General features: G+C 52.2%; 15 protein-coding genes, 2 tRNA genes and 1 pseudogene. 10 read left to right on the forward strand and 8 right to left on the reverse strand.

Annotation, left to right across the window (positions count from 1 at the left end; genetic code table 11):
• Positions 1-270: 270 nt before the first annotated feature.
• The gene (locus ACFX4U_RS17645; RefSeq protein ID WP_313506863.1) at positions 271-1,203 is read right to left on the reverse strand and encodes a LysR family transcriptional regulator; all 933 of its coding nucleotides are present in this window, start codon (positions 1,201-1,203) and stop codon (positions 271-273) included.
• Positions 1,204-1,299: 96 nt separating this feature from the next.
• Between ACFX4U_RS17645 and ACFX4U_RS17650 the strand changes: the two genes are divergently transcribed.
• The 6 genes and pseudogenes from ACFX4U_RS17650 to ACFX4U_RS17675 all read left to right on the forward strand — a co-directional run bounded on the left by ACFX4U_RS17650 (position 1,300) and on the right by ACFX4U_RS17675 (position 7,383).
• A complete protein-coding gene (locus tag ACFX4U_RS17650; RefSeq protein WP_380218571.1) occupies positions 1,300-1,788 on the forward strand; it encodes a GNAT family N-acetyltransferase in 489 nt (162 codons plus the stop codon).
• Positions 1,789-1,947: 159 nt separating this feature from the next.
• Positions 1,948-2,136, forward strand: a complete 189-nt coding sequence (locus ACFX4U_RS17655; protein WP_017458405.1) for a YjfB family protein — start codon at positions 1,948-1,950, stop codon at positions 2,134-2,136.
• Between the two features lie 146 nt (positions 2,137-2,282).
• Positions 2,283-3,020, forward strand: a pseudogene (locus ACFX4U_RS17660) (TetR family transcriptional regulator C-terminal domain-containing protein).
• On the forward strand, positions 3,017-3,994 hold the full coding sequence (locus tag ACFX4U_RS17665; RefSeq protein ID WP_313506859.1) for an MDR family oxidoreductase: 978 nt from the start codon (positions 3,017-3,019) through the stop codon (positions 3,992-3,994). The pseudogene ACFX4U_RS17660 and the gene ACFX4U_RS17665 overlap by 4 nt, the downstream one beginning before the upstream one ends.
• A 136-nt stretch (positions 3,995-4,130) precedes the next feature.
• On the forward strand, positions 4,131-5,585 hold the full coding sequence (locus ACFX4U_RS17670; protein WP_313506858.1) for an AMP nucleosidase: 1,455 nt from the start codon (positions 4,131-4,133) through the stop codon (positions 5,583-5,585).
• 19 nt (positions 5,586-5,604) lie between these two features.
• Entirely contained in the window at positions 5,605-7,383 is a 1,779-nt protein-coding gene (locus tag ACFX4U_RS17675; RefSeq protein WP_313506857.1) for an aminopeptidase P family protein, read from the forward strand.
• Positions 7,384-7,832: 449 nt separating this feature from the next.
• On the opposite strand, the gene ACFX4U_RS17680 is transcribed toward ACFX4U_RS17675, so the two are convergent.
• The 3 genes from ACFX4U_RS17680 to ACFX4U_RS17690 form a co-directional block, all read right to left on the reverse strand.
• A tRNA-Asn gene (locus ACFX4U_RS17680) sits at positions 7,833-7,908 on the reverse strand.
• 81 nt (positions 7,909-7,989) lie between these two features.
• Positions 7,990-9,456 (reverse strand): EmmdR/YeeO family multidrug/toxin efflux MATE transporter, encoded by a 1,467-nt coding sequence (locus ACFX4U_RS17685; protein WP_380218568.1) that lies wholly within the window; start codon positions 9,454-9,456, stop codon positions 7,990-7,992.
• A 9-nt stretch (positions 9,457-9,465) separates the two neighbouring features.
• Positions 9,466-9,624, reverse strand: a complete 159-nt coding sequence (locus tag ACFX4U_RS17690; RefSeq protein WP_353891278.1) for a DUF5951 family protein — start codon at positions 9,622-9,624, stop codon at positions 9,466-9,468.
• 6 nt (positions 9,625-9,630) lie between these two features.
• Here ACFX4U_RS17690 and ACFX4U_RS17695 point away from each other — a divergent pair.
• Positions 9,631-9,706 (forward strand) — tRNA-Asn (locus ACFX4U_RS17695).
• Between the two features lie 285 nt (positions 9,707-9,991).
• Positions 9,992-11,170 (forward strand): CocE/NonD family hydrolase, encoded by a 1,179-nt coding sequence (locus ACFX4U_RS17700; protein ID WP_313506856.1) that lies wholly within the window; start codon positions 9,992-9,994, stop codon positions 11,168-11,170.
• A 108-nt stretch (positions 11,171-11,278) separates the two neighbouring features.
• Here the strand turns inward: ACFX4U_RS17700 and ACFX4U_RS17705 are convergent, their stop codons facing one another.
• Positions 11,279-12,586, reverse strand: coding sequence for an MFS transporter (locus ACFX4U_RS17705; RefSeq protein WP_313506855.1), 1,308 nt, complete (start codon positions 12,584-12,586; stop codon positions 11,279-11,281).
• A 210-nt stretch (positions 12,587-12,796) separates the two neighbouring features.
• Between ACFX4U_RS17705 and ACFX4U_RS17710 the strand changes: the two genes are divergently transcribed.
• Positions 12,797-13,132 (forward strand): gamma-glutamylcyclotransferase family protein, encoded by a 336-nt coding sequence (locus ACFX4U_RS17710; protein ID WP_305735632.1) that lies wholly within the window; start codon positions 12,797-12,799, stop codon positions 13,130-13,132.
• A gap of 530 nt (positions 13,133-13,662) precedes the next feature.
• On the forward strand, positions 13,663-14,172 hold the full coding sequence (locus tag ACFX4U_RS17715; RefSeq protein WP_313506853.1) for a hypothetical protein: 510 nt from the start codon (positions 13,663-13,665) through the stop codon (positions 14,170-14,172).
• A 97-nt stretch (positions 14,173-14,269) separates the two neighbouring features.
• On the opposite strand, the gene ACFX4U_RS17720 is transcribed toward ACFX4U_RS17715, so the two are convergent.
• The 3 genes from ACFX4U_RS17720 to ACFX4U_RS17730 all read right to left on the reverse strand — a co-directional run bounded on the left by ACFX4U_RS17720 (position 14,270) and on the right by ACFX4U_RS17730 (position 15,809).
• The gene (locus ACFX4U_RS17720) at positions 14,270-14,515 is read right to left on the reverse strand and encodes a DUF2543 family protein (RefSeq protein WP_097399497.1); all 246 of its coding nucleotides are present in this window, start codon (positions 14,513-14,515) and stop codon (positions 14,270-14,272) included.
• Positions 14,516-14,552: 37 nt separating this feature from the next.
• Positions 14,553-15,092, reverse strand: coding sequence for a DUF2058 domain-containing protein (locus ACFX4U_RS17725; protein ID WP_313506851.1), 540 nt, complete (start codon positions 15,090-15,092; stop codon positions 14,553-14,555).
• 240 nt (positions 15,093-15,332) lie between these two features.
• Positions 15,333-15,809: a cold shock domain-containing protein gene (locus ACFX4U_RS17730; protein WP_313506849.1), complete on the reverse strand. Its 477-nt coding sequence runs from the start codon at positions 15,807-15,809 to the stop codon at positions 15,333-15,335.
• Positions 15,810-15,940: the final 131 nt, after the last annotated feature.

Here is a 15,940-nt window from a genome sequence, read left to right on the forward strand (position 1 = left end):
GGAAATAAAAAAAAACGAGTTAATCGATAGAAGTTGTATATCTTTCACAACTTAACCGTTTTGAGGTTATGAAAAAGTAACTGATTAATAAATAGAGTGTTATTTTTGGCGGGTTAATTCATCCGGCGAAAGTCTTATTAATAAATAAGAACGCGGTCACACTCACGCGCGAAGCCGCCCCCGGAAGGGAACAGCAATCCCGCCGCATTCGCTAACGAGTCATCGCCGTTTTTGTGCGCCCTGCGCAGTGTATGGCTCACAAGCAAACTTTTACGTATTGCGCGTAGTTTGCGTATGCGATAGTGCTTTCAACACCTTCTGCAACCACTGTGCCGCTCCTCGCTTGCCGCTGCGTTTATGGGAATAAATCTTCACCTCAAATGGGGCAACCGTAAAAGGCAGCGCAAAAATGGTGATCCTTGCCGCCTGCTTAAACTTTTCCGCTGCCGAACGCGGAAGCGCCATCAGCAGATCGCTGTCGGCGATAATAAAAGGCGCGCTGAGCATCGAGGGCGTTTTTATCGCCACCTGTCGCGTATAACCCAGACGTTCGAGTTCACAATCCAGCACGCCTTTATTTTCATTCCACGGCGTCACCACCAGGTGGCGCGCGGCAAGGTAATCGTCCAGCGTTAACTGTTGCCTGTGTTGATTGCTGATAACGACATATTCATCCGCAAACCAGCCGATCTCGTCCAGCTCTGCATAATGAAGATCCTGCGGCGCGCTAAACCCCAGCGCAAAGTCCACTTCTCCTGCCAGTAACTCATTGAGCGCCGGGCTATGGGGCAAATAGCGAAACTCAAAACGCAGGCCGGGTGCGGTGTGCTGCAATTCAGCCATCAGCGCGGGAAAAATACTAAACGCGGTGAAATCGGTGATTGCGACCTGCAAACAGTCTGTGGTCGTCGCGGGATTAAACTCCGCTTGCGGGGTGAGTTCATGGTTCAGATGCGCTAATGCCAACGCGATCGCGGGCGCAAGTTGGCTGGCATAGACGCTTGGGCACATAAGGTGCCCTTCCCGATAAAATAAGGGGTCGTTGAGCGTCACACGTAGCCTTGAGAGCGCGTGGCTGAGCGCCGATGTGCTCATCGCCAGCTCGTGTGCCGCCTGGCGCACAGAACGGTGGCGGTAGACCGCGTCGAAAACAGGTAACAGGTTGAGATCAAGACGCCGTAACGTTGGATGCATAATATTCATCGAGTAGTGATTTCATTGCACTTAATTCTTTGCACAATACCGCTTATGCTGGCGACCATCAATTTTGAACTCCCGATAAAAACAACAGGAAAAGCAATGAGCATTACCATCCGCCCGGCCCGCCCGACTGACGCAAACGCCATTTTTGCGATGATTTATGAACTGGCGGTGTATGAAAAAGCACCTGAAGAAGTGATCACCACAGCAGATGAAATTCGCGAAACCCTGTTTGGCGCAACGAGCAAAACGGAAGCCTTAATCTGTGAAATCGAAGGCAAAGCCGTGGGCTGTGCGGTTTTCTTCACCAGTTATTCAACCTGGCTTGGTCGCAACGGCATTTACATGGAAGATCTCTACGTTTCACCGGATTTTCGCGGTAACGGTGCCGGAAAAGCGATGCTGCAAAAGATTGCGCAGTACGCCGTTGAGCGTCGCTGCGGTCGTCTGGAGTGGAGCGTGCTCGACTGGAACCAGCCGGCCATTGATTTTTACCAGGGCATCGGCGCGCGGGCGCAAAGTGAATGGGTGCGTTACCGGCTGGATGGCGATGCCCTGCTGAAATTCGCCGAAAGCTCCCGCGCTTAATCTTTTTTCATTAGCCCGCCACGGCGGGTTTTCACTTATTCATCATCAGGTTCGTCTTACGCCTCGCTTAAAGATCCAGCGCTTACTGCCGATAAAAACTGTGCAGCTATACTCATAGCTGTTCTTTGGTTGTTTTTTCTACAATAAAGGATTTACAGCATGGATCCGATACAAATTGCATCATTAGCCAGCAGCCTTGACTCTTATCAGCTTGATAATCAAGTCAACACGCTGGTGCTGAAAAAAGCGCTCGATACCCAGAAAACGATCGCCAGCGACTTGATTCAGCAGATCCCGCAGTTACCTTCCAACCCGGCAATCGGTCGTAATATCAATACCACCGCGTAACCCGGTTTGCCCGCTGGCGTTTGTGGTAACAGCGCCAACTGGCAACGTTTGCAAGCCCGCCTCGTGCGGGCTTTTTTGTTTCTTCACTTGCCTGGAATGGTAAATCGGCGTAGCCTCTGCCGAATTAAAACCGATCGGTCTAAATTATGAATGGCGAAACAGCAGCACTGCAAAAAACCCGCCGTGGACGGCCGCCAAAAGTCGAGCGCGACTTTACCGATACCCGCCAGGCGCTGATTCGCTCAGGCCTGGAAGTCATAACCGAAACCGGCTATCTGTCGGCGGGCATTGATGCGGTGATCAAAAATATCGCGGTTCCTAAAGGCTCGTTCTATCACTGCTTTAAAAGTAAGCAGGAATTTGGCATGGCGGTGCTGGCCGCTTACGGCGACTTTTTCGCCCATAAACTGGATAAATTTTTAGGCGATACCCAACTCACTCCGCTACAACGCATGGCCGCCTTTGTACATCACGCAGGCATGGGAATGGCGAAATATGGTTTCCGCCGTGGTTGTCTGGTGGGCAACCTGTTGCAGGAAACACCACTGTTACCAGAAGCCTTCCCGGCGCACCTGAAAGCCATCCTCGCCGAGTGGGAAACGCGCGTCGCAAGATGTCTGGATGAAGCAAAAGCCTGCGGCGAACTGCCTCCAGACGCCGCAAGCCGCGAACTGGCCAGCGTGTTCTGGTCCGGCTGGGAAGGCGCAGTGATGCGCGCCAAGCTGTTCCGCTCCGTCGAGCCGCTGGATCAGTACTGGAAATTTTTCCAGCACAGCATAACAACCGCCCCTGCTGCGTGAAGCATGACGGGGGATGGAGCATCTGCACAGGACGGCGAAAACGCCGAAAATACACCTCATCCGACGAGGAAAACGCAGTCATGAAAGCATTAGTTCTGGAACAGAATGAGAATAAAACCCTGGCGGAAGTGAAAGAGGTCGACCTGCCCGCATTGGGCGAAGGCGACGTTCGGGTCGACATTGACTGGTCCAGCCTTAACTACAAAGACGCGCTGGCTATCACCGGTAAAGGCAAAATCATTCGCCAGTTCCCGATGGTGCCAGGCATTGATTTTTGCGGTCGCGTGAGCGAAAGCCGCGATGCGCGTTTTGCTCCCGGCCAGGCCGTGATCCTCACCGGTTGGGGCGTGGGCGAAAACCACTGGGGCGGACTTGCCGCGCAGGCCTGCGTTAAAGGTGACTGGCTGGTTGCGCTGCCGGAAAGTTTACGTGCGCGCAATGCAATGATCATTGGCACCGCAGGTTTTACCGCCATGCTGTGTGTCATGGCGCTGCAGGATGCAGGAATTAAACCGCAGGACGGTACCGTGCTGGTCACCGGTGCCAGCGGCGGCGTCGGCAGCACCGCTGTTGTGCTGCTGAAAGCGCTGGGCTACACCGTTGCCGCCGTGACCGGGCGTGAATCTACCCATGATTTTCTGCGTAAGCTGGGCGCCGATGAGATCCTGCCGCGTAGCGATTTTGAACAAACCCGCCCGCTGGAAAAACAGCTGTGGGCCGGTGCGATCGATACCGTTGGCAACCACGTATTGGCCAAAGTGCTGGCGCAGATGAACTACGGCGGCTGCGTTGCTGCATGCGGTCTGGCAGGTGGTTTCGAACTGCCGACCACCGTGATGCCGTTTATTCTGCGAAACGTCCGTTTGCAAGGCGTGGATTCCGTGATGGTGCCAACCGCACAGCGCAGTGCGGTGTGGGAAAATCTCGCACGTACGTTGCCGGAAAGTTACTACCAGCAGGCCGCAACCGAAATTACGCTGGAACAGGCTCCGGCTACCGCCGCCGATTTTCTGAGTAATAAAATCCAGGGTCGTACGCTGGTGAAAATCAGCGGCTAATCCGCCTTCCGGCGCGGGCTGTCGCGCCGGATCGTTCCCTCATCCGTTTCCTCCGAATCCCGTTGCACACTGCTTTCGTTTCACATTCCTGTGACATACTATCGGCTACAGCCGTAGAGCAGATAAGGAGATAAAGATGAATAATAAGGGTGTAAATCTGACCCCGGAACAAGCGCTGGATCAACTTGAAGCGCTGTATGACCGTTCCGTTGAGGCCCTTCGTCAGGCGATCGCTCGCTATATTGACGACGGCCAGCTTCCCGATACCGAAGCCCGCGCACAAGGGTTATTCGTCTATCCGCAGTTATCCGTAAGCTGGAATGGCAGCGCGACGAACCCACCGAAAACCCGCGCCTACGCCCGCTTCACCCATTCGGGCTGTTACACCACCACCATCACCCGCCCTTCGCTGTTTCGTCCCTATTTACTCGAACAATTAACACTGCTGTGCCAGGACTATGGCGCGCACATCGAAGTGGGGTTATCCGCGCATGAAATCCCGTACCCTTACGTGATTGACGGTTCGGAGCTGACGCTGGACAGATCAATGAGCGCGGGCTTAACGCGCCATTTTCCCACCACCGAACTGGCGCAGATTGGTGATGAGACCGCCGATGGACTGTTCCACCCAACCGAGCTTTATCCGCTCTCCCATTTTGATGCGCGCCGTGTCGATTTCTCGCTGGCGCGGCTGCGCCACTACACCGGCACGCCGGTTGAACATTTCCAGCCGTTTGTGTTGTTCACCAACTACACGCGTTATGTCGACGAGTTCGTGCGCTGGGCCTGTAGCGAAATCCTCAACCCGGACAGCCCTTACGTCGCACTCTCCTGCGCGGGCGGCAACTGGATCACTGCCGATACGGAAGCGCCGGAGCAGGCCATTTCCGACCTGGCGTGGAAAAAACACCAGATGCCGGCCTGGCACCTCGTCACCGCTGACGGTCAGGGTATTACGCTGATTAACATTGGCGTTGGCCCGTCGAACGCGAAAACGATTTGCGATCACCTGGCCGTGCTGCGCCCGGATGTCTGGCTGATGATTGGCCACTGCGGCGGCCTGCGTGAAAGCCAGTCGATTGGCGATTACGTGCTGGCGCATGCCTACCTGCGCGATGACCACGTGCTGGACGCCGTACTGCCGCCAGATATTCCAATCCCGAGCATCGCTGAAGTGCAACGTGCGCTGTACGACGCGACCAAAGAGGTAAGCGACATGCCGGGTGAGGAAGTCAAACAGCGGCTGCGTACCGGCACGGTGGTCACCACCGACGATCGCAACTGGGAGCTGCGTTATTCCGCCTCCTCACTGCGCTTTAACTTAAGCCGCGCGGTGGCGATTGATATGGAAAGCGCCACCATTGCCGCGCAGGGTTATCGCTTCCGCGTGCCGTATGGCACCCTGCTCTGCGTGTCGGATAAACCGCTGCACGGCGAAATCAAACTTCCCGGCCAGGCCAACCGTTTTTACGAAGGGGCGATTTCCGAGCATTTGCAAATTGGCATCCGCGCCATCGACCTGCTCCGCGCTGAGGGCGATCGCCTGCACTCGCGTAAATTGCGCACCTTTAACGAACCGCCATTCAGATAACAATTAAAAAGGATTAACCATGCAAACCCCGACACCGTTACAAGCGTTACGCGATCGGCTGGTCGCCCTGGAGCTTGACGGTATGATTGTTCCGCGCGCCGATGCGCACCAGAGCGAAGACTGCGCGCCACATGATAATAAACTCCAGTGGCTCACCGGCTTTACCGGTTCTGCCGGGCTGGCGTTGGTGCTGCGCGATAAGGCGCTGTTATTCGTGGATGGCCGCTACCAGGTGCAGGTGCGCAGCGAAGTGAATCTCCATGATTTCGAGATCCACCATCTGCACAACGAGCCGCTGGACCAGTGGTTAAACGCTTCATTGCCTGCGGGCAGCCGCATCGGTTTTGAGCCGCTGTTGATGGTCAACAGCCAGTTTCAGGCGCTGAATGCCACGCACTGTAAACTGGTGGGAGTGGATAGCGATCCGTTCGATGCCATCTGGGCCGATGGCCCGGCGGCACCGTGCGGCGCGATCCGTGAAATGCCGCTGGCGATAAGCGGTGAAAGCAGTGCCGATAAACGCGCACGCATCGCGCGGGTGCTGGCGGAAAAAGGCGCGGATTACCTGGCGATTACCCTGCCGGATAATATCGCCTGGCTGCTGAATATTCGCGGTTCGGACATCGCGATGAACCCGGTGGCGCATTCATTCGCCCTACTCAGCCGCGAAGGTGTCGTCGAATGGTTTGTCAACCCGCAGAAAACCGCCGGTTTATCTGCGCAGCTCACCTCCACGCTGACGCTGCATGATTTCGAGGATTTCCTGCCGCGTTGCCAGCAGATCGCTGCTGGCAAACGCATCCTGCTTGATGGTGATTTCGCGCCGGTGGCACTGCGTTTTGCCATCGAACAACAGGGTGGCGAAGTACTGTGGAGCGCCGATCCCATTACCTTTATCAAAGCGCATAAAAACGCGACCGAACTGGCCGGTTACCGTGAAAGCCACCAGCAGGATGGCGCAGCGTGGGTTAATTTCCTCGCCTGGCTGGCGCGCGAAGTGCCCGCCCGTGAAGCAGCGGGCAACCCCGTAACCGAACTGGAAGCGCAGCAAAAACAGCTGGCATTCCGCCAGCGGCAACCCGGCTTTATTGAACAGAGTTTCAGCACCATTTCAGCCTCCGCCAGCAATGCGGCGATGTGCCATTACCACAGCAGCGAAAAAACGAATAAGTCGATTACCTGCGCCAACTTCTATTTGAATGATTCTGGCGGTCAGTACCAAAACGGCACCACTGACGCGACGCGTACGCTGTCGTTTGGCCCTCTCAATGCTCAGCAACGGTTGCATTACACCGCCGTGCTGAAAGGCTTTTTATCGATGTTCACCCTGCAATTTCCTGCAGGTACGCACGGCCACCAACTGGATGCGTTTGCCCGCCGGGCGCTGTGGGATTTGGGGCTGGATTTCGATCACGGCACCGGACACGGCGTTGGTCATCAGTTGTTGATCCACGAGCAGCCGCAGCGCATTGCGAAAAAGGTCAATCCGTGGCCGCTGTCGGTGGGCAACATCATGACCATCGAGCCGGGCTACTATTTAGCGGATAACTACGGCATTCGTATCGAAAACCAGGCAGAAGTGGTGGAAAGCCAGCCGGGATTCTGTCGCTTTGCTTCGCTGACGCTTATTCCTATTGATTTAAGCCAGGTGGAGTGGAGCCTGCTTAATGAACAGGAACAGCAGTGGCTGGATGACTATCACCAGCAGGTGCGCGACACTCTATCGCCACTGGTTGATGACGACGCCCGCGCATGGCTGGATGCCGCCACTGCCCCGCTGCGCGTGCAGGCAAGCTAAGCATTCGTTTCATTCACAAACCCGCTGCGGCGGGTTTGATTTTAATAAGTGCAGGCGTAATGACTCTTCAGCGTTTCTTTGCCAGCTTATCGACGCTCGAACTGACGAGCATGGTGTTCGCCGTGACGGTGTCGGCACTGTTTATTCTGTGGATTATTTTTGGCTTCCGGAACAAATAGGCTTTCGTGGTGAAATATTATGGATGCGGGCAAGGATATTCTGCTAACTGTCGGTGTGGGAATGGCGCTCGTTTTCGGCACGGCAAACCACCACCGATAAGAACCTTTTTTGCAGGCATTTCTCGCCCACGAGTTTAAAGCTGGCAACACTTTTCGTTACCGGAAAAACGCGCCGAAGAAACACATCGTGATGGGTTATGCGGGAAATTAAGCGGGATGTTAGAACGCAGAAAAGCAAAAAGCCTGCTTAAAAGCAGGCTTTTCTGAATCTGGCTCCTCTGACTGGACTCGAACCAGTGACATACGGATTAACAGTCCGCCGTTCTACCGACTGAACTACAGAGGAATCGTGTGAACGGGGCGAATATTAGCGATGCCCCAGGCCCTTGTCAAAGCCTGATTTTCACATTTTGGCGCGTTTGCCGAATTATTCTCCATTCTGTGCAGAAATGGTGCTTTTTTGCGGCTTCGGGTACTTCCACAGCCAGCGCCCGCTGACCATACGCCAGTAAAACAGCGCGCCGCGCACCGCCCAGTCAAGGAACATCCCGAGCCAGACACCGACCACGCCCATACCGAGCATAATCCCTAGGGTATAACCGGCGACGACGCGACAGCCCCACATCCCCAGCATTGACACCCACATGGCGAAACGGGCGTCGCGCGCGCCTTTCAGCCCGGCGGGCAGCACCCACGATGCCGCCCAGATGGGCATAAATGCCGCGTTAAGCCAGAGAAGCACTTTAACCACCTCTTTTACATCGTCTTCCTGGGTGTAAAACGAAGCGAAAAGTCCGGCAAACGGCGCGGTTCCCCATGCAAGCACCGTCAGCAACAGCGTCGAGAGCCAGAATACATGGCGCAACTGGCGCTCAGCCTGGCTTATCTGCCCTTTGCCCAGCCGCTTACCGGTGATAATCGTGGAGGCGGAACCCAGCGCGTTGCCTGGCAAGTTGATCAACGCTGCTACGGAGAAGGCAATAAAGTTACCGGCGATAACGTTGGTGCCCATTCCGGCAACGAACATCTGCGTCAGCAGTTTGCCGCCATTAAATAGCACCGATTCAATACTGGCAGGAATACCAATGCCCATCACTTCCCAGATGATGCCGAAGTTGAGCTTTTCGAAATAACTTTTTAGCGGAATACGCAGCGCCGGGTTAAAGCCAATCATCAGCACCCAGATAATCGCCACCGCGCCAATATAGCGAGAAATGGTCAGCCCCAGCCCAGCCCCGGCGAAGCCCATCCCTTTCCAGCCAAAAAGGCCGTAGATCAGCACGCTGCTGATAAGAATGTTGAGGATATTCATGCCGCCGTTAATCAGCAGCGGGATTTTGGTATTGCCCGCACCGCGCAGCGCACCGCTGCCAATCAGCGCAATGGCCGCTGCCGGGTAGCTGAGAACCGTCAGTTCAAGGTAGGTCAGCGCCAGCGCTTTGACCTCCGCCGTTGCCGCCCCGGCGATAAAATCGATAATTTCTGTGCCGTAGTAGTGGATCACCGCCGCCAGCACAATCGAAAACAGCGTCATGATCACCAGCGACTGGCGCGTCGCCGCCCTCGCACGTTCGCCGTCCAGCTTACCGAGGCTGAAGGCCACCACCACCGTGGTTCCCAGATCGATAGCCGCGAAAAACGACATCACCACCATGTTAAAACTATCGGCAAGGCCAACACCCGCCATCGCCTCTTTGCCCAGCCAGCTTACGAGGAAGGTGCTGAGCACGCCCATCATCAGGACACAAGTGTTTTCGAGGAAGATAGGTACGGCAAGGGGGGTGATTTCTCGCCAGAATAAAACACGGTAGCTTTTACGCTTTCTGTACCACGGCGTGCGCATGACAGCCTGGCGAAGAGGAGTAACGACGTTCAAATTGGTCCTTAGCCGCAAAAGGTGAAATCACATTTCAAATGATGGGGGAGAAACCCTGATCCTGCAAAGCATTTCGGCAGAAAACGATGATAACGAACTCAAATTGTCGATGGATTCAGCAGTCAGAACACCCTGCGAGAAATGAGGTTTGACAAAAGATTTTTCGCCGCTAAGATAAGCCTCCACAACGATTCCTCTGTAGTTCAGTCGGTAGAACGGCGGACTGTTAATCCGTATGTCACTGGTTCGAGTCCAGTCAGAGGAGCCAGATTCAGAAAAGCCTGCTTTTAAGCAGGCTTTTTGCTTTTATCGCGCCGCTAAGCATAGCGATAAGTTTTGCCCTTCCCGAAACCGCCCGTTTCCGCGTCTTCAGTATCAAGCTCAATCTATAACCTAATCCGTTGAAAATGTTTGCTTACCTTAATGCTCTAATCGCTACTTGCAGAAACCATCGACATGCGTAATCAATACCGCGCCACATGAAATAGACAGGTAAAGTTGCTCGCCAGTCACGTCGCGTCTATCAGGGATAAACATTTCAGGGTTAACCACCATGCGCAAACGTTTTACGACTCGTCTGGCAAAACGCTTTTTCGCCACCGCACTCCTTCTTTTTACTGTTGCAGGCCATGCTGATGTTGCAAGGCAAGTTCCTGAATACCAACAGATTGACGGGCTAATAAGAGAGCCGCTTTTGCTGGCGGTCACCTTAGATAATGATCAGCCGGCCGTGCTGGATGCCTTTGTGACCCGCATGGCCAGCCAAACGCCTTTGCCCGTGGTGTTAATCACGAATGGAACCGTTGGCACTGCCGAATTTGATCGCTGGATAATCAACCCGAACCGTTATGCCGCAACGGCTATCGCCTTTGCGCGCCATGGTTATGCGGCGGTGGTAGTCCTGCGCCAGGGCTACGGGCAATCAAGCGGTGCGGCGGAGTATGCCGATGGCTCCTGCGCGCAACCTTTACATCTGCGGGCCGGGGAGCAGGACACCCGTAACCTGCTCGCCGCCCTCGATGCCGTGCGCCACCAGCCGTGGGCCGCAGCGGATAACGCGATCCTTGCCGGGATGTCCGCAGGCGGTTTTGCGGTGATTGCTACTGGCGCGGCTAATCCACCAGGCGTTAAGGCGGTGATCAATTTCGACGGCGGAAGGGGCGCGATTGACGGGAAATCACTCTGCGATAAAGCCGGTCTGCTGCAAGCTTACGCACGTTACGGGAAAACAGCGCAGATCCCGTCCCTGTGGCTGTATGCGAAAAATGATAAATCCTTCACGCCGTCGATGGGCAAAGAGATGTTCGATGCCTATCAACAGGGAAGCCACACGGCGCAATTCATCACGATGCCTGCCTTCGGTAATAACGGCCATGTCTTTATGGATTCAGCGCCCGAGAGTTTCTGGTGGCAGACGGTGGCTGCATTTCTAAAACAGCAGCATTTACCGACTTGCGAAGCTGTGCCTCTGCCCGAAACGCACCTGGTTGCACCGCCCGCCCTCAATGCCGCCGGGAAAAAAGCGTTCTCAGAATATGCAGCAACGCAACGCTATGAAAAAGCCTTTGCCACGGACGAGGATGGCGACTGGGGCGCTGCGTACTGGGCCAGAAACAGCCATGAAGCCGCAGAAACGGCGCTAAGTATCTGTCAACAGGAGCAGCGTCCTGGCGCGGCTAAATGCACGGTGTACGCCATTAATAACCGTGTCGTCACCGGAAAGACGCCTTAGCCGCGAAAAGAAACCAGTCACAGAGAAAACGTACTCAGCATGGGTTGCCAGACCGGCAACCCATGCGATGTCTGGTCATAACTTAAAAGCGCTTCTATTGAATATTGTTTATGCTTCCTCTTCATATTGCCCACGTTTATAAAATGCTGCCGGATAGGTTTTTTCGTAATACCCTTTCATTTCAACCTCATCAAGTGAAAGAGCCCGACGCAAATGAAAAGAACATAGAATTACAGGGGCTATTAACACCACAACGGCACCGGAAATAACAGTAAACGGAACCACACCTAATAAACTGATATACCAGCCAGCAATAGCCACGCCAAAAGGGTTCGCCAGACTGGATAAAAAGCCTGCCATGGCGCTCATTCTTGTTCGGTAATCACGTGGTGTCGCCGCTGAGCGCAGCGTACTGAGGTTGACGTTAATAAAAATAAACGCCATACCGCAAAAGAACGCCAGCGCAATAGACTTATAGATATTTCCCATCAGGACAATTGCCATGACGCTGCTGCCCAAAAGGACAAAACCAAATAAAACAGTATTGAGCCGCCCCGCCCATTCTCTTATGAGAGCGTTAATGTAAAGGCTGCTAACAATCAATCCCAAAGCAAATGAGAATTCGAATGCGCCAAGATAGGTAGCGGGAAGCTTTAATTCAGTGCTGATCCAGTACGGTATCGTCACGGAAAAGAAAGGAAACATCGTAAAATTAATGACAGAGGAGACCAATGCAATATGAAACTCAGATTTAACATGATAAATCGCTTTAAATGCCCCTTTCGTTTTATGAAACCATGTCTCCTTTTCGCCCGTTGAAACGGCGTCCACATCATATTTAAACAATAAAATAATAAATGCGATGTAGGACAATACATAAACCAGTGCAGAAATATACAGCGCAACTCCAGCGGAAAAAATCGAAATAAGCGAAGCGGCAATCACCGGGCCTATCAACATAATAATGGAATTGATGGTCGAGCGGTGCGATATGGCCTGCGTCACTTCCCCTTCTGCCACGAGATCGGGAATTATCCCCATAATCGTCGGTTCACGCACAGATAAGATAGCGCTCATCACCACGAGTCCCGAGGTGATAGCCACCAGATTGAAATATCCCAGATAAATTGCCAGGCAGAATAATGCGATGATCCCTAAAACAGCGAACTGGCAGGCAATGATAAATTTGATGCGATTGAAGCGATCGCCAAATGACGCCAGAAACGGTTTAAGGTAAATCTCTGCCGCCACGGATATCGCAATGAGTGAAGAAAAAGCGACCGCCGAGTGCGTGACTTGCAGGCACCACCAGGCCATAGCCAGTCGGAAAATATGCCCCGACACCATGCCCAGCGATGTGCCCGTTTGCAATAAGAAGAAACGGGAGCCAGGACGCATCAACACATCAACTTTCATACAATCCATCCCATTTGCGCCAATTTTGCTTTTCGCTTTGTGTTAGCCCCATCATCCCCACGGTAAGGTTAACAATGTGGGTAAGTCCCTGATCCTTGAGATACAGGATAGCGCGTTTGCTCCGATTCGCGACAGTTGCGAACCGCACCGCTTAAACGTATGTTGATGATCATTCTGCTGGTTATTCATCGCGTTAGATAATGAGGGAAAATGGAATCATTGTTTGTTTACGGGACGCTTCGCCCCGGCCATTCGAATGCCTATATTCTGGAAAACATCGGTGGAGAGTGGCTGCCGGGTTACGTCACAGGAACGTTTTATGAATTTGGCTGGGGAGCCGCCGCCGATTTCCCCGGCATTGTGCTGGATAAAGACGGTCCCCGGGTTGATGGTTACCTGTTTGTATCCGCTAATCTGGCGACGCACTGGCCGATGCTGGACGAATTCGAAGAGGGCTACGATCGTGTTCTGGTGGATGTGACCACGCTCGACGGTAAGCATGTGACGGCATGGATTTATCAACTGCAACCGCAGGAAAAAGCATAGCATCGCTGTGATTAACAGCCTTCATCGCAAAATGCAGCATGTCTGAAGCAAGCCAGCTGAACCTTTCTGCTGAATAAGGCCCCTCTTTTGCGGGGTTTGTGCCTCGCTAATCGCTAAGCCGCAAAACGCTAGCGGTTTGCGAAATACCGGGACGTATATGAAGAAAAGCAAACAGTAAATACCGGCGATATTGCCTCTCGCAGCGGGTGGACTCACATCAGCAGAAAAAACTCATCGTTGTTAACCATGTTGAGTTGAACTCACACCAGGCAGCACTATTTTTCGTTTTTCAAACGACACGCCATCAATGATACTCATTTTGTAAGCCTGGTTAAGCGATGCTATTTAACGATGAAACAGGCGCTAAGGGGCGTTTTAAAACGTTCATATAAAGCGACTTTCATATATTGGTCTATGGGCACGCCACAAGTTATTTTCATTACAGGCTTTATTAGCAGTGATACAAAACTGTCGCCAGCATATTTATTATGCTCCAAAGCAGACCGCGAAAAATTCATAAGGTACATCAAATGACATTAGAAATTTTAAATTACTTGATTGAAATCGCATCAAATAACACCAAACCTTTTTCTGAAAGACAGCGGAAAACGCATTATGATCACAGCCCGCCAGAGGATGAGTTATCCGCTTTTATTACGGCACTCTCGTCAGAAAAAGTGAATGACGATGTTTTGTCAAAAATGAAATATCGCTTACAGCTACTTTCAACTGCACAAAAAGATCATAAAAAAGCAGAAGAGTTGTTATTAGCCAACATATCACCCGATAAAGAAGCGTTCCCGTTAATTGATTTTACAGAGTGGCCTATTGTCCGTTACGCTGTTTCGGGCGAATTACAAACTGCAGAATCGGAAGAGTATTTTAACAACATTGCTACGGCAGCGGCGATAATACGTTCCGCGATTGTCGACTGCGAACGCGCTAAAAAAGCACCGACATTCTCTATTCTTGAAAAAGTCCTTGCGTTGAACAGCGCGTTACCTGAACGGTACAAAGCGATGGCAAATATCCTCTACTGATGTTTTCCGCGTTCGGGGATAGTTGCGATGTCCGCTGCCTGCGGCGAGCGGACATAAAAATGCAATTTCGTGCTTTCGGGAATCACGGTAACAGAGGTTACTCGTTGCCCCACTGATTCAGAAACGTCGCTATCTCATCAATACGCAGCGCGTCGATACCCGCTTCATTGGCCATCTCTTGCTGCGCCTCTTCACTGATTTCTTCGTTATTCATCAAACGGGTGATCAGTAGCTGAAAATAGTGCGCCAGCGCATCGCGTTCTGATTCTTTTACCGTTTTTTCGGTTTCCGTCGAATACTCATCCACGATGTCATAAAATTTAAGCGGTACTTCGTTACTCATACATTCCCCCGGAGGTTGAGATCGTTTGCAGTGGTTATTACCACATCAAATCATCAGGCACTTTAAAATCAGCGTACGGATCATCTTCATCTTGCTCTTCCTGACTAAGTGCGCTGTTTAATACAATACTATTCGCATCCCGCTGAGCGATTTTATCGGCTACGATTGCAGGAATAATCGCATATTCACTCTCATTCTTGCCATCAACAACCAGACGAGCAATGGCGAGACGACCGTTAATCAGTTGTGCCTGAGTATTTTTATCCACCACTATTTTTTTAATTAACTTATTATCTGTGAAATTAAAATCTATATTGCCTTTAGCAACGGTGATCCTGTTCATTTCAATAAGTTGTTTCACCTGCGCTTTATATTCTTTGGATAACGCAGCTTGTTTTTGTTGCTCGCTTAATTGCTTATCACGCTCAAGCTGTGCTTTTTTATTCTCTTCCACTGCCTCTCTTGCTTCACGCGCCTGAACGCGTGATTTTTTAGCAGTGCGCTGGACTTTGGCCATTTTCTTACTGGTTACTAATCCCGCTTTGAGCATCTGCTCTTGTAAGGTGAGTTTTGTCATTTTCGTCTGTAAACCGGTTGAACAATGTGTCGGATTATAGCTGTAATTGTTGCCTCGAGACCAGATTGCAGCCTGCGTAGAGCAGACATTACGCTCGCCACTCCACACTCTCCACGGGGCGAAAACATTGCCATGGCCGAGCAGGTTGAGCAAAAAAGCGGGTACCATAGCGCACAATCAATGGTGCCGAAACGCGGTTTATAAAACGCCGGTTTCGGCAGCAAACCAATCTGCATGCTTTTAGACTTTAAGCAGCTTAACCGTCGCATCCACGTCTATCTCGTCTTCAGAGAAGATCAGGGTTGTTCCCTGAAAGGTGGTGATTGCCAGTTTTTTTAGCGAGCGCATTTCGCCAGGCTTCGCGGCTGATTTCGGCCGAATACTCCCCATCAACGCGCCAACAGATAGCACCGCATTGTCTTTATCGATGCGGGCATCGGCAGGAACTTCTTCGCTGTACACCAGATAAGATTTGATCGAAGTGAGCTTAATTCGTTCACCGGCGATATAGATGTATTTGCTATCCGGGACCACTTTCACGGCATAAGCAGACAACCCTTTGTTGTTTGTCGTGGGTTCGAACGTTACCGCCGCATCTTTTTTAATCAACTCAGGGTTGGCGACCTTAATCACATGAAAGTAACGGTTTTCTCCGTTTTCATCTCTGATAAATCCAAAACCTTTATCTTTAAACCAGGTTGTGATCTTTCCGTTCATCGCCTTACCACCTACTTAATCGTTCATTTGCACTGTTTTTGCTGCGCGCAGTTTAAAGCACAATGCCTGCGCCGACTACGTCTTTGGCTTAAGTGTCGGTGATAAATTTCCGCACTGCAAAACGGAGCGCA

The organism is Kosakonia sp. YIM B13588 (assembly GCF_042788165.1).
GTDB classification, from domain to species: domain Bacteria; phylum Pseudomonadota; class Gammaproteobacteria; order Enterobacterales; family Enterobacteriaceae; genus Kosakonia; species Kosakonia sacchari.

Excerpts from the sequence above, each read along its gene's own strand:
- ACFX4U_RS17720 (WP_097399497.1), bottom strand. The coding sequence starts at position 14,515 with ATGAGTAACGAAGTACCGCTTAAATTTTATGACATCGTGGATGAGTAT.
- ACFX4U_RS17715 (WP_313506853.1), top strand. The coding sequence starts at position 13,663 with ATGACATTAGAAATTTTAAATTACTTGATTGAAATCGCATCAAATAAC.
- ACFX4U_RS17710 (WP_305735632.1), top strand. The coding sequence starts at position 12,797 with ATGGAATCATTGTTTGTTTACGGGACGCTTCGCCCCGGCCATTCGAAT.
- ACFX4U_RS17655 (WP_017458405.1), top strand. The coding sequence starts at position 1,948 with ATGGATCCGATACAAATTGCATCATTAGCCAGCAGCCTTGACTCTTAT.
- ACFX4U_RS17700 (WP_313506856.1), top strand. The coding sequence starts at position 9,992 with ATGCGCAAACGTTTTACGACTCGTCTGGCAAAACGCTTTTTCGCCACC.
- ACFX4U_RS17645 (WP_313506863.1), bottom strand. The coding sequence starts at position 1,203 with ATGAATATTATGCATCCAACGTTACGGCGTCTTGATCTCAACCTGTTA.
- ACFX4U_RS17725 (WP_313506851.1), bottom strand. The coding sequence starts at position 15,092 with ATGACAAAACTCACCTTACAAGAGCAGATGCTCAAAGCGGGATTAGTA.
- ACFX4U_RS17665 (WP_313506859.1), top strand. The coding sequence starts at position 3,017 with ATGAAAGCATTAGTTCTGGAACAGAATGAGAATAAAACCCTGGCGGAA.
- ACFX4U_RS17705 (WP_313506855.1), bottom strand. The coding sequence starts at position 12,586 with ATGAAAGTTGATGTGTTGATGCGTCCTGGCTCCCGTTTCTTCTTATTG.
- ACFX4U_RS17730 (WP_313506849.1), bottom strand. The coding sequence starts at position 15,809 with ATGAACGGAAAGATCACAACCTGGTTTAAAGATAAAGGTTTTGGATTT.
- ACFX4U_RS17675 (WP_313506857.1), top strand. The coding sequence starts at position 5,605 with ATGCAAACCCCGACACCGTTACAAGCGTTACGCGATCGGCTGGTCGCC.
- ACFX4U_RS17670 (WP_313506858.1), top strand. The coding sequence starts at position 4,131 with ATGAATAATAAGGGTGTAAATCTGACCCCGGAACAAGCGCTGGATCAA.
- ACFX4U_RS17650 (WP_380218571.1), top strand. The coding sequence starts at position 1,300 with ATGAGCATTACCATCCGCCCGGCCCGCCCGACTGACGCAAACGCCATT.